The sequence below is a fragment of the Nocardioides albus genome (assembly GCF_014648255.1).
Classification (GTDB): Bacteria; Actinomycetota; Actinomycetes; order Propionibacteriales; family Nocardioidaceae; genus Nocardioides; species Nocardioides albus.
This window is the reverse complement of sequence record NZ_BMQT01000007.1, coordinates 132,720-144,866: the sequence shown is the minus strand read 5'-3', so window position 1 is coordinate 144,866 and position 12,147 is coordinate 132,720. Positions and strand designations below refer to the sequence as shown.

Genomic DNA, 12,147 nt, shown 5'->3' with positions numbered 1-12,147 from the left:
CGGCCAACGTCCTTATAGACACCTAAGAATCCGCGGATGCACAGGTACGCGATTGGGCCGGTGGCGTGGGCCTTCCTAGACTGCCGCCGTGGAATCTTCCGTCGCCAGGCCCGCTGTCGAGGTACGCGACCTGCGCATGACCTACGGCGGCAAGAGAGCCGTCGACGGACTCTCGCTGAGCGTCGCGGCGGGCTCGATCACGGCGGTGCTCGGGCCGAACGGGGCCGGGAAGACGACCACGCTGGAGACGTGCGAGGGCTATCGCAAGCCCCAGCAGGGGACGGTGCGGGTGCTCGGGCTCGACCCGATCGCCGACCGCAAGCAGCTGCTCCCCCGGATCGGTGTGATGCTGCAGGGCCAAGGGGCCTGGAGCGGCGTACGCGCCATGGAGATGCTGCGGCACATCTCCCGACTGCACGCCCATCCGCTCGACATCGACTACCTGGCCGACCGACTGGGTCTGGACGAGTGCGGTCGCACCCCCTACCGACGGCTCTCCGGCGGGCAGCAGCAGCGGCTCGGGCTGGCGATGGCGCTCGTGGGGCGTCCGGAGCTGGTGTTCGTGGACGAGCCGACGGCGGGGATGGACCCGCAGGGGCGGCGTACGACCTGGGAGCTGTTGCGTGAGCTGCGCGCCGACGGTGTCACCGTCGTGCTCACCACCCACTACCTGGAGGAGGCCGAGGAGCTGGCCGATCAGGTGCACATCATCGACCGCGGTCGGATGATCGCCTCGGGCAGTCCGCTCGAGCTCACCCGCGGCCCAGGAAATGGGATGAGCGCGACCGCCACCGTGAGGCTGGTCGTGACCAAACCGTTCCCGCCCGGCGCCCGTGAGTCGCTGCGCAAGGCGCTCGGCGAGGACACCGAAGTCGTCCTGCTCGACGAGCGTTCGATGCGGGTCACCGGCAAGGCCGACCCGACCACCCTCGCCAAGGTGAGCCGCTGGTGCGAGGAGAACGACGTCCTCCCGGAGTCGCTGACGCTCGGCCGCAGAAGCCTCGAGGACGTCTTTCTCGACCTCACCGGAGAGCTGTATCTCACCGAGGGGGTCGAGCATGCCTGAGGCAGCCACGGGGATGTTCACCCCGAAACCCGGCAGCGCCCCGATCACCAGGCAGGTGGTCGCCCAGGCGCTGATGGAAGCCAAGCTGATGCTCCGCAACGGCGAGCAGCTCCTCCTGGCCGTCGTGATCCCGGTGATGGTGCTCATCGGCGGCGTCACCGCCGGCAACGCGATCGACCTCGACCTCGGCGCCGACCAGCCGCTGGTCGACCTCCTCACCCCGGGCGTCCTCGCCCTGGCGATCATGTCGACCTCCTTCACGAGCCTCGCGATCGCGACCGGGTTCGAGCGGCGCTACGGCGTGATCAAACGCCTGGGTGCCTCACCGCTCCCCCGGATCGGCCTGCTCGCCGGCAAGGTGCTCGCGCTCGGCTGCGTACAGCTCGTGCAGCTCTTCATCATCGGCGCCGTCGGCCAGATCCTCGGCTGGACCCCCGCCGCGGGGTTCGGCACCGTCCTCGCCTTTTTCCTCGCCATCGCGATGGGCACGCTGGCCTTCGCCTCGCTCGGGCTCTTCGTGGCCGGCGTGCTGCGCGCCGAGGCGACCCTGGCCGCGGCCAACCTCATCTATCTGCTTCTCCTGGCCGGCGGCGCCGTGGTGCTGCCGCTGACGGCCTACGGCGCCTACGGCGACGTGGCTCGCTGGCTTCCCTCGGGCGCGCTCGGAGAGGCCGTACGCACTGCGTTCCTCGACGGCGTCCCGGCCTGGCGAGACCTCGGCGTACTCCTGATCTGGGCCGTTCTCGGCTCCACCCTCACAGCTAGGACCTTCAAGTGGGAATGACGTCCACCGAACCCGCAACCGGCCCGACTCCCTCGGCCAAGGACAAGGTTCTCGACTGGCTCCGCGCGCACCTGTTCGGGCTGGCGGTGGCCAACCTGATCGCCAATATCGGGATCGTGGTCACCGGCGGAGTGGTCCGATTGACGGGCTCCGGACTCGGCTGCCCGACCTGGCCCAAGTGCACTGAGGAGTCCTACGTGGCTCACGAGGCGCTCGGGATCAATGGCGTCATCGAGTTCGGCAACCGGCTGCTGACCTACGTCGTGGCCGCGATCGCCATCACGGTCGTCGTCGCTGCCTGGAACCGTCGAGGTGTCATCCGCAACCTGGCGATCATCATCGCCTTCGGCGTCCCGCTCCAGGCGGTCCTCGGCGGATTCACCGTCCTCAGCCAGCTCAACCCCTACGTCGTCGCGCTCCACCTGCTCGCCTCGATGGCGATGGTCGGTCTGTGCGTCTGGCTGCTCGACGAGATCCGCTCCCCCGGGCGCGAAGCCGCGCCGCGCAACGTACGCGTCGCAGCCGTGGTCACCTTCGTCGTCGGCTGGCTCTCGCTCTGGCTCGGCACGGTCGTGACCGGCTCCGGCCCCCACTCCGGCGACCTCGAGTCCCGCCGCACCGGCCTCGACCCGGCGCTGGTGTCCCACATCCACGCCTACGCCGTCTACGCGCTCATCGCCGCGACCCTGATCACGCTGTGGCTCGGCCGCAAGAACGCGTACGTCCGCCGGGTCACCGTCGTCCTGCTGGTCATCGAGCTCGCCCAGGGCCTGATCGGCTGGGTCCAGTACCTCACCGACCTCCCTGTCCTCCTCGTCGGCTTCCACATGCTCGGCGCCGCCCTGATCTCCGCCGGCCTCGCCCGCGTCGTGGTCTCCACCCGCGCCCACACCGCCTGAGGATCGGCCAGAAGACCGGGTCAGCGGCGCAGCGCTTGTCGGCCGGCCGCGACCAGCCCGACGAAGATGAGCACCGCCTCGGGACCGCCCAGGTGCCAGGTCGACTCCTGATCCTCGTACGCCCCGATCCAGTCGCCTGACATCAGCAACGCCCAGGCGCCGACGACGAACGCGCTGCCGAGCAACAGGATCGCCAGCAGCACCGACTCCAGTCCACGTTCGATGGGAGGACGGTCGCTGGACGGTCGCCAGCCGATCAGCGCGAACAGGACGAGCAGGGCGCCCGCGGCGATCGGAACCCACTGGTAGAAGGGAGCAACCCGATCTGCCGTATCGGGCACGAGGCGGATGCTGAACCCCGCCGCGACCACCATCACGCCGGTGAGGCCGGCGCAGATCCGCGCAGCCGGCGGAGTGCGTATCAGCACCAAGGTGAGCACCCCACCCGGCAGACACGTCGCCGCCAGCATCGGGGCCCAGTAACGCAGCTCAGCGGGGAAGGGACGGCGCGGGTCGACCGAGGCCGCCTCGCCCAGCGACAACGTCAGCAGCAACCAGATCAGGCCTACCGCGACGGCAAACCACGCCAGCGCCTCCACCGCGAGGCGGACGGCACGCGACCACACCGCCTGGCGCCTTCGGGATCAGCGCAGGAGCGGGTCGACCGCGAGGGCCACGAAGAGCAGGCTCAGGTAGAGGTTGCTCGAGTGGAACAGCTGCATCGGGCGGATCTTGGTGAGGTCCTCGGTGCCCTTGGCGCGGGCGTGCAGCTGGTGGGCCTGGACGAGGAAGACGGCGCCGAGAGCGATGGCTGCGACCGGGTAGAGCCAGCCTGTGGAGGCGAGCGGCCACATCAGCAGCGAGGTGGCGACCATGACCCAGGAGTACGCCACGATCTGGCCACCCACGTGGCGGGCGGAGCGGACCACCGGCAGCATCGGCACGTCGACCTGCGCGTAGTCCTCGCGGTAGCGCAGCGCCAGCGCCCAGGTGTGCGGCGGGGTCCAGAAGAAGACGACCATGAACAGGATCAGCGGCTCCCAGCTCACCGAGCCCGTGACCGCGGTCCAGCCGATCAGGGTCGGGAAGCAGCCCGCGATGCCGCCCCAGACGATGTTCTGCGTGGTGCGCCGCTTGAGCAGCATCGTGTAGACGAAGACGTAGAACGCGTTGGCGGCCAGCGAGAGACCCGCGGAGAGCCAGTTGACGAAGAACCCGAGCACGACGACCGACAGGACGGCGAGCACCGACCCGAAGATCAGTGCCGCGGCCGGAGTGACCACGTGCCGCGGCAGGGCGCGGCGCCGCGTACGCCTCATCTGCTCGTCGATGTCGCGGTCGTAGACGCAGTTGAAGACCGAGGCCGAACCGGCCGAGAAGATCCCGCCGACGACAGTGGCCGCGACCAGGCCGACGCCCGGGACACCCTGGGCGGCGAAGAACATCACCGGCACGGTGGTGAGCAGCAGCAGCTCGATCACGCGGGGCTTCGTCAAGGAGACGTACGCCGAGATGACATCGCGCATTGACGCGCGGTCGCTACGCTGGTCGAGGTCGGGGACCGGCTGTTCGACGTGCGTCACTGAGAAGATCCTTCTCGATCGGGTTGAGGCTTCACACGCGGCTCACAGCAACAGTTCGCAGCATGCGGCTCGCAGTCTAACCCGGAGCGTGAGTAGGCTCGGATTCGGCAGCCCCCACGGCCAGCCCAAGCAGTCCCACGTGGACTCTACGAATTTGGCTCTACTACCTTGAAAAGGCACCTCGTGAGCACCAAACCTGTACTCGAGTGGACCGATCTGGACAGCAAGGCCGTGGACACCGTCCGCGTCTTGGCCATGGACTCCGTGCAGAAGGTCGGCAACGGCCACCCTGGCACCGCGATGAGCCTGGCCCCGGCGGCGTACCTGCTCTTCCAGAAGGTGATGAAGCACAACCCTGCCGACACCGACTGGCTCGGCCGTGACCGGTTCGTGCTCTCCGTCGGCCACTCCAGCGTCACCCTCTACATCCAGCTCTACCTCGGCGGCTTCGGCCTCGAGCTCGGCGACCTGGAGAGCCTGCGCACCTGGGGCTCGCTGACCCCGGGTCACCCCGAGCGCGGCCACACCCGCGGCGTGGAGGTGACCACCGGCCCGCTCGGCCAGGGTGTCGCCAACGCCGTCGGCATCGCGATGGCCCAGCGCCGGCTGCGCGGCCTGCTCGACCCGGACACCCCGGTCGACCAGCCGAGCCCGTTCGACCACAAGACGTACGTCCTGGCCGGCGACGGCGACCTGCAGGAAGGCGTCAGCAGCGAGGCCAGCTCGATCGCCGGCACGCAGAAGCTCGGCAACCTGACGATGATCTACGACGCCAACCGGATCTCGATCGAGGGTGACACCAACGTCGCGTTCACCGAGGACGTCGCCGCTCGCTACCGGGCCTACGGCTGGCACGTCCAGGAGGTCGACTGGACCAACGACGGCACCGACTACACCGAGGACGTGCCGGCGCTGTTCGACGCGATCAACGCCGCCGGCGAGGTCACCGACCAGCCGTCGCTGATCGTGCTCCGGACCGTCATCGCCTGGCCTGCCCCCAACGCCCAGAACACCGAGGCCGCCCACGGCTCCGCGCTCGGCGTCGAGGAGGTCGCCGCGACCAAGGAGATCCTGGGCTTCGACCCGGCCAAGTCCTTCGACGTCGACCCCGAGGTGCTTGCTCACACCCGCAAGCTCATCGAGCGCGGCGAGCAGGCCGAAGAGGCCTGGCGTGCCGAGGAGGCCGCCTGGGCCAAGGCCAATCCGGAGGGCGCCAAGCTGCTCGAGCGGATGCAGGCCGGCGAGCTCCCCGACGGCATCGCCGACGCGCTGCCGTCCTTCGAGGCCGACGCCAAGGGCATCGCGACCCGCGCCGCCTCCGGCAAGGTGATCAACGCCCTCGCGCCCGTCCTGCCCGAGCTGTGGGGCGGCTCGGCCGACCTCGCCGGCTCCAACAACACCACCATCTCCGGTGCGCCCAGCTTCGTCCCCGAGGACCGCTCCACCCACGAGTGGAAGGGCGACCCCTACGCCGGCCGCGTGCTCCACTTCGGTATCCGCGAGCACGCCATGGGCGCGATCCTCAACGGCATCGTGGCCCACTCGCCGACCAAGGCCTTCGGTGGCACGTTCTTCCAGTTCTCCGACTACATGCGAGGCGCCGTACGCGTCGGGGCGCTGTCCAAGCTGCCGGTGATCCACGTCTGGACCCACGACTCCGTCGGTCTGGGCGAGGACGGCCCGACCCACCAGCCGGTCGAGCACCTCGCCGCGGTCCGGGCCATCCCGGGCCTCGACGTGGTCCGTCCCGCCGACGCCAACGAGACCGCCGCCGCATGGCTCGAGGTGCTCAAGCACCACGACCGCCCCTCGGCGCTCATCCTGACCCGTCAGGCGCTGCCGACCTTCCCGCGCGGGAAGGACGCCGAAACTGGCGAGCACTGGGCCGACACCAGCGGCGTCGCGAAGGGTGGCTACGTACTCCTCGACTCCCCCACCGGCACCGTCGACGTCGTGCTGCTCGGCACCGGCTCCGAGGTGCAGTACGCAGTGGCCGCCCGCGAGGAGCTGGCGAAGGAGGGCATCGGCGCCCGCGTCGTCTCGCTGCCGTGCCTGGAGTGGTTCGAGGCTCAGGAGCAGGACTACCGTGACTCGGTGATCCCGCCCAACGTCAAGGCGCGCGTCAGCGTCGAGGCCGGTGTGAAGCAGGGCTGGCGGGAGTACGTCGGCGACGCCGGCCGGATCGTCTCGCTCGAGCACTTCGGTGCCTCGGCGTCCGGCGCGCTGCTGTTCAAGGAGTACGGCTTCACTCCTGAGGCGGTCGTCACGGCCGCCAAGGAGAGCCTCGCCGCTATCAACAAGGGAGCATGAAATATGTCTGACCGTCTCAAGGCGCTGGCCGACGCCGGCGTGTCCATCTGGCTCGACGACCTCTCCCGGGAGCGGATCGAGACCGGCAACCTCGCCGACCTCGTCAAGGAGAAGTCCGTCGTCGGGGTGACCACCAACCCGACCATCTTCGCCGCCGCGATCGCCAACGGCGAGCGCTACGACGAGCAGGTCCGCTCGCTGGTTGCCGAGGGCAAGGACGTCGACGAGGTCATCTTCGGCCTCACCACCGAGGACGTACGCAACGCCTGCGACATCCTCGCGCCGGTCGCCGAGGCCACCAAGGACGACGGCCGGGTCTCGATCGAGGTCGAGCCCACCCTGGCCAACGACACCGACGCCACCATCGCCTCCGCGAAGGCGCTGTGGGCTGCCGTCGACCGCCCCAACGCGCTGATCAAGATCCCGGCGACCCTCGAGGGCCTCCCGGCGATCACCGCCGCGATCGCCGAGGGCATCTCGGTCAACGTGACCCTGATCTTCTCGGTCGAGCGCTACCGCGCGGTGATGGACGCCTACCTGACCGGTCTGGAGCAGGCCAAGGCGGCCGGCAAGGACCTGTCCACGATCCGCAGCGTGGCGTCGTTCTTCGTCTCCCGGGTCGACACCGAGATCGACAAGCGGCTCGAGGCGATCGGCACCCCCGAGGCCACTGCGCTGCTCGGGAAGGCCGCGGTCGCCAACGCGATCGCCGCCTACGCCGCGTTCGAGGAGGTCCACGCCAGCGAGCGCTGGACCGCGCTGGCCGGCGCGGGCGCCAACGCCCAGCGGCCGCTGTGGGCCTCGACCGGGGTCAAGAACCCGGCCTACCCCGACACCCTCTACGTCACCGATCTGGTCGTCGCCGACACGGTCAACACCATGCCGGAGAAGACGATGGACGCCTTCGCCGACCACGGTGAGGTTCGCGGCGACGTGGTGACCGGCAAGGGCGCCGAGGCCGCGACGGTCTTCGAGTCGCTCCGCTCGGTCGGGGTCGACCTCGACGACGTCTTCCTGGCGCTGGAGACCGAGGGCGTGGACAAGTTCAAGTCATCCTGGACGGAGCTCGTCGACACCGTCGTCGCCCAGATCGAGGCGGTCAAGAAGTGACTCGAGGCCCGGTCGACGCGACGACGACGGACGCATGGAAGGCACTCACCGAGCTGCGGGGCGGCTTCGAGCCCGACCTGCGCTCGTGGTTCGCCGATGATCCCGGCCGGGCCTCACGCTTCACCTTCGAGGCGGCCGACCTCTTCGTCGACCTCTCCAAGGACCTCATCACCGACGACCTCCTGGCCGCCCTGCTCGCTCTCGCCGAGCAGGTCGGCTTGGAGTCGCGGCGGGACGCGATGCTCGCCGGCGAGCACATCAACGTGACCGAGGACCGCGCGGTGCTCCACACCGCCCTGCGCCTTCCTGCCTCGGCCTCGCTGGTCGTCGACGGCACCGATGTCGTGCCCGCCGTCCACGAGACCCTGGCGAAGATGTACGCCTTCGCCGACCGGGTCCGCTCCGGTGAGTGGAAGGGCGTCACCGGCGAGCGGATCCGGACGGTCGTCAACATCGGCATCGGCGGCTCCGACCTCGGTCCGGTGATGGCGTACGAGGCGCTCGAGCCGTTCCGTCACCCCGAGATCGAGTGCCGGTTCATCTCCAACATCGACCCCACCGACGCCGGTCAAAAGCTGAAGGGGCTCGACCCGGCGACGACCCTGTTCGTCGTCTCGTCGAAGAGCTTCTCCACGCTGGAGACGCTGACCAACGCCCGGCTCGCGCGCACCTGGCTGCTCGATGCGCTCGGTGACGACGTCGACTCCGCCGAGGCTGTGAAGAAGCACTTCGTCGCGGTCTCCACCGCGCTCGACAAGGTGGCCGACTTCGGGATCGACCCGGAGAACGCCTTCGGCTTCTGGGACTGGGTCGGCGGCCGCTACTCCGTCGACTCCGCGATCGGCACCGCCTTGGCGATCGCCATCGGCCCGGAGCGGTTCGCCGAGTTCCTCGGTGGGTTCCACGCGATCGACGAGCACTTCGCGAAGACGCCGCTCGCGCAGAACGTGCCGGCCCTGATGGGTCTCCTGAATGTCTGGTACGTCAACTTCCTCGACGCTCAGACCCACGCCGTGCTGCCCTACTCCCAGCTGCTGCACCGGTTCCCCGCGTACCTCCAGCAGCTCACCATGGAGTCCAACGGCAAGTCCGTGCGCTGGGACGGGACCGCGGTCACGACCGACACCGGCGAGGTGTTCTGGGGCGAGCCCGGCACCAACGGGCAGCACGCGTTCTACCAGCTGATCCACCAGGGAACCAGGGTGATCCCGGCTGACTTCATCGCCTTCGCCAACCCCGCCTATCCGCTCGCGGACGCCAGTGATGGGCAGAGCATCGACGTCCACGAGCTGTTCCTCGCCAACTTCTTCGCCCAGACCCAGGCGCTGGCGTTCGGCAAGACCGACGAGCAAGTACGCGCCGAGGGCACGCCAGAACACATCGTCGACGCCCGAGTCTTCTCCGGCAACCGGCCGACCACGTCGATCATGGCGCCGGCGCTGACGCCCAGTGTGCTGGGCCAGCTGATCGCGCTCTACGAGCACATCACGTTCACCCAGGGTGTGGTGTGGGGCATCGACTCCTTCGACCAGTGGGGTGTCGAGCTCGGCAAGCAGCTCGCCGTGCAGATCAGCCCCGCCGTCTCCGGCGACATGAGCACCGCCCGCCAACAGGACACTTCCACCCAGTCCCTCATCGCCTACTACAGAGAGAAGCGTCAGTGACGACCAGCGACGGTCACCCCGAGTCACTCATCGAGGTCCACGACACCGCGGAAGCGCTCGCCTCCGCGGTCGCCGGAGAGTTCCTCAGCCGCGTCGCCGACCTGCAGGCCGCCGGCGACGTACCCACCATCGGCCTCACCGGCGGCACCATCGCCGAGGCCATCCACCGCGAGATCGCGCGGCTCGCGCCCGAGTCGGGCGTCGACTGGGGCGCAGTCGAGTTCTTCTTCGGCGACGAGCGCTACGTCGCCGCTGACTCCCCGGACCGCAACGCCGGCCAGGCCCGCGCCGCCTTCCTCACCGAGGTCGGCGTACCGGACCACCGCATCCACGAGATGCCGGCCACCGACTCCGGCCTGAGCGTCGAGGAGGCCGCAGCACAGTTCTCCGAGGACGTACGCAGCCACGCCTCCGGCGGCTTCGACATCCTCATGCTCGGCGTCGGCCCCGACGGCCACATCGCCTCCCTCTTCCCCGGCTTCCCACAGCTCGAGGCGAAGGACGCGATCGCCGTCGGCGTCACCGACTCCCCCAAGCCTCCGCCCGAGCGCATCACCTTCACCTTCGAGGCCCTACGCCGGTCCACGACCGTCTGGTTCCTGGTCAGCGGCGAAGGCAAGGCTGACGCCGTGGCGAAGGCCCACGCCGGCGCACAGATCACCGAGATCCCCGCCACCGGCGTCATCGGCACCACCGAGACCACCTGGTTCCTGGACCGCGCCGCCGCCTCCAAGCTCTGACCCCGCGCCGACTCGGCGCAAACGTCCCAGATCCTGCTGCCGAGTCGGCGCGTCAGTCCCGCTCGAACGGCCCGAGTCGGCGCGTCAGTCCCAACTTCTCCACATGGTTTTCCACAGCCTCACGGTGTGCACTGGCGCCATCTGGCGCCGAATCCGAGACTCTCGGCATGGACATGGAAGAAATGCTGTTCAGCGGACGCCTCGGTAGCACCTTCCCGTTGCCGGTGACCGAACCATTCACCTTCAAGATGGCACGTGACGCCGGGATCTCGCGCAGGCGGCTCGGCAGACTCCTCGGGTCTGGTCTCGTACGCCGCCCCATCAAGGGTGTGTACCTGGCCACCGAGGCCGGCGACTCTCTCGCGCTTCGCGCCGCAGCGTTGAGACTGGTCGCACCGCCCGACTGCATCATCGTCGACCGACATGCCGGCTGGCTCCTCGGAGCCGAGATGATCCTTGCACCCGGTGAGCACCTCAGTCTTCGACCGCTCTCACTCTTCCGCCCCGCCGGTCGTGGGCGGCTCCGTAACGACATCGCCGCCAGCGGGGAGCGGAGCGTGAAGGACAGTGAGACGGACGAGATCGGTGGGCTGCGAGTCACCACCGCGCTGCGCACCGCCTGGGACCTCGGACGCGTCCGCTGGCGTGATGAGGCCATCGCCGGAGTCTCGATGATGCATCGGCTCGGTGCGTACGATCCGAAGGAGTTCGTCGAGGGGATCAAGCAGTTCCGTGGGCAGCGATGGGTCAGCACCCTCCGTGAGATCGGTCCTATCGCTGACGGCCGGTTCGAGTCACCGCCCGAAGCAGTGCTGGCCCTGCGCTGCCATCAAGCCCGGTTCCGCATGACGCCCCAGGTCGAGGTCTTCACCGAGACCGGGGAGTTCATCGCCCGCCTCGACCTCGCGAACGAGGACCTGCTCGCCGCGGTCGAGTACGACGGGGCCGAGTGGCACTCCTCCCCTGCGCAGCAGGAGCGCGACCGGGAGCGGCGTCTGGACGTACGTGATGAGGGGTGGTTGGTCGAGGCGATCACGAAGGGCGAGCTATTCACACGCACTGGAGACGCGGACGTACGCATCCGCCGGCTGCACCATCAGGCTCTCCGGAGGCGAGGCCGAAGGTTGGCAAGCTGACGCCGGGACAGACGCGCCGACTCGCCTCCCTCGCGCGGGACAGACGCGCCGAGTCGGCGCCTCTGCGCGGGGCAGATGCGCCGACTCGGCGGATGAGTTCAGAAGATGATCTCGCCGGACTTGCGGCGAGAGCGGAGGAGAGCGATTGCCTCCTCCAGGATGTCCTCGGCCTCGGCGTCGGAGCGGCGCTCCTTCACGTAGGCGAGGTGGGTCTTGTACGGCTCGATCTTCGGCGCCGGGGGCGCGTTCTCCTCGTCCAGACCGGCGGGGAGCCCACACTTGGGGCAGTCCCACGAGTCTGGCGGCGTCGCCTCGACGGCGAAGGTGATGACCGAATGATGTGCGTTGGCGCAGAAGTAGGTGACGGCCTTCCGTGGCGCAGCTTCGCCGCGCTCCGCCTCACCCATCGGCCCAGCACCGACTCGGGAGCCCCGAATCGCGTTCCCTCCACCTGCCATGGTGCTGCGGTGTCCTCTCTCAACTTAAAGTTCGCAGCCCCGAGAGGCCACTTTGGGGGAATTGGACGGCAAAATCTCCGTCCAGCGTCGAATGAGTTTAGACGCTATCGCGCGTGCGTTGAAGGGAAATGGTTCAGTAAGCCATCAGCAGGCCGAGCGCGATCACACAGGCGAACCAGATCACTCCGATGCCGATGGTGAGTCGGTCGAGGTTGCGCTCGACGACCGAAGATCCACCCAGGGAGCTCGATACGCCGCCGCCGAACATGTCGGAGAGTCCGCCCCCGCGGCCCTTGTGAAGCAGCACGAGCAGGATCATCAGCGCGCTCGCGATGACCAGGATGATGGTGAAGAGAAGTTCCACGTTTGAATCCTATCTGGAGAGCGCCAAGAGTAG

12 protein-coding genes are annotated in these 12,147 nt (G+C 68.8%); 8 read left to right on the top strand and 4 right to left on the bottom strand.

Annotation, left to right across the window (positions count from 1 at the left end):
- Window positions 1–88 precede the first annotated feature (88 nt).
- Genes IEY84_RS16015 through IEY84_RS16005 form a run of 3 tightly spaced genes read left to right on the top strand, consistent with a single transcriptional unit; the run spans window position 89 to window position 2,749 of the window.
- Complete coding sequence (locus IEY84_RS16015; RefSeq protein ID WP_229788735.1) at window positions 89–1,066, top strand: ABC transporter ATP-binding protein; 978 nt, start codon at window positions 89–91, stop codon at window positions 1,064–1,066.
- Window positions 1,059–1,850, top strand: a complete 792-nt coding sequence (locus tag IEY84_RS16010; RefSeq protein ID WP_183545512.1) for an ABC transporter permease — start codon at window positions 1,059–1,061, stop codon at window positions 1,848–1,850. Before IEY84_RS16015 ends, IEY84_RS16010 begins: the two co-directional genes overlap by 8 nt.
- Window positions 1,847–2,749: a COX15/CtaA family protein gene (locus tag IEY84_RS16005; protein WP_221208835.1), complete on the top strand. Its 903-nt coding sequence runs from the start codon at window positions 1,847–1,849 to the stop codon at window positions 2,747–2,749. The genes IEY84_RS16010 and IEY84_RS16005 overlap by 4 nt, the downstream gene beginning before the upstream one ends.
- A 20-nt stretch (window positions 2,750–2,769) precedes the next feature.
- Here IEY84_RS16005 and IEY84_RS16000 read toward each other — a convergent pair whose 3' ends face one another.
- Window positions 2,770–3,375: a hypothetical protein gene (locus tag IEY84_RS16000; RefSeq protein ID WP_183545514.1), complete on the bottom strand. Its 606-nt coding sequence runs from the start codon at window positions 3,373–3,375 to the stop codon at window positions 2,770–2,772.
- 18 nt (window positions 3,376–3,393) lie between these two features.
- On the bottom strand, window positions 3,394–4,332 hold the full coding sequence (locus tag IEY84_RS15995; protein ID WP_183545515.1) for a heme o synthase: 939 nt from the start codon (window positions 4,330–4,332) through the stop codon (window positions 3,394–3,396).
- A 183-nt stretch (window positions 4,333–4,515) separates the two neighbouring features.
- Here IEY84_RS15995 and tkt point away from each other — a divergent pair, with 183 nt between their 5' ends.
- The 5 genes from tkt to IEY84_RS15970 all read left to right on the top strand — a co-directional run bounded on the left by tkt (window position 4,516) and on the right by IEY84_RS15970 (window position 11,292).
- The gene (tkt, locus tag IEY84_RS15990; protein WP_183545516.1) at window positions 4,516–6,642 is read left to right on the top strand and encodes a transketolase; all 2,127 of its coding nucleotides are present in this window, start codon (window positions 4,516–4,518) and stop codon (window positions 6,640–6,642) included.
- A 3-nt stretch (window positions 6,643–6,645) separates the two neighbouring features.
- Window positions 6,646–7,752 carry a transaldolase gene (gene tal / locus IEY84_RS15985; RefSeq protein WP_183545517.1) on the top strand — a complete coding sequence of 369 codons (1,107 nt, stop codon included), beginning with the start codon at window positions 6,646–6,648 and terminating at the stop codon, window positions 7,750–7,752.
- A complete protein-coding gene (gene pgi, locus IEY84_RS15980; protein WP_183545518.1) occupies window positions 7,749–9,416 on the top strand; it encodes a glucose-6-phosphate isomerase in 1,668 nt (555 codons plus the stop codon). The genes tal and pgi overlap by 4 nt, the downstream gene beginning before the upstream one ends.
- Window positions 9,413–10,156: a 6-phosphogluconolactonase gene (pgl, locus tag IEY84_RS15975; RefSeq protein WP_183545519.1), complete on the top strand. Its 744-nt coding sequence runs from the start codon at window positions 9,413–9,415 to the stop codon at window positions 10,154–10,156. The genes pgi and pgl overlap by 4 nt, the downstream gene beginning before the upstream one ends.
- Window positions 10,157–10,323: 167 nt before the next feature.
- Window positions 10,324–11,292, top strand: a complete 969-nt coding sequence (locus tag IEY84_RS15970; RefSeq protein WP_183545520.1) for a type IV toxin-antitoxin system AbiEi family antitoxin domain-containing protein — start codon at window positions 10,324–10,326, stop codon at window positions 11,290–11,292.
- Window positions 11,293–11,390: 98 nt separating this feature from the next.
- On the opposite strand, the gene IEY84_RS15965 is transcribed toward IEY84_RS15970, so the two are convergent.
- The gene (locus IEY84_RS15965) at window positions 11,391–11,750 is read right to left on the bottom strand and encodes an RNA polymerase-binding protein RbpA (protein ID WP_183545521.1); all 360 of its coding nucleotides are present in this window, start codon (window positions 11,748–11,750) and stop codon (window positions 11,391–11,393) included.
- 133 nt (window positions 11,751–11,883) lie between these two features.
- Window positions 11,884–12,114: a preprotein translocase subunit SecG gene (secG, locus tag IEY84_RS15960; RefSeq protein ID WP_008357155.1), complete on the bottom strand. Its 231-nt coding sequence runs from the start codon at window positions 12,112–12,114 to the stop codon at window positions 11,884–11,886.
- Between the last annotated feature and the right edge of the window lie 33 nt (window positions 12,115–12,147).

Coding starts and splice junctions, on each gene's coding strand:
- IEY84_RS16010 (WP_183545512.1), top strand. CDS start 1,059: ATGCCTGAGGCAGCCACGGGGATGTTCACCCCGAAACCCGGCAGCGCC.
- IEY84_RS16005 (WP_221208835.1), top strand. CDS start 1,847: ATGACGTCCACCGAACCCGCAACCGGCCCGACTCCCTCGGCCAAGGAC.
- tal (WP_183545517.1), top strand. CDS start 6,646: ATGTCTGACCGTCTCAAGGCGCTGGCCGACGCCGGCGTGTCCATCTGG.
- IEY84_RS15970 (WP_183545520.1), top strand. CDS start 10,324: ATGGACATGGAAGAAATGCTGTTCAGCGGACGCCTCGGTAGCACCTTC.
- IEY84_RS15965 (WP_183545521.1), bottom strand. CDS start 11,750: ATGGCAGGTGGAGGGAACGCGATTCGGGGCTCCCGAGTCGGTGCTGGG.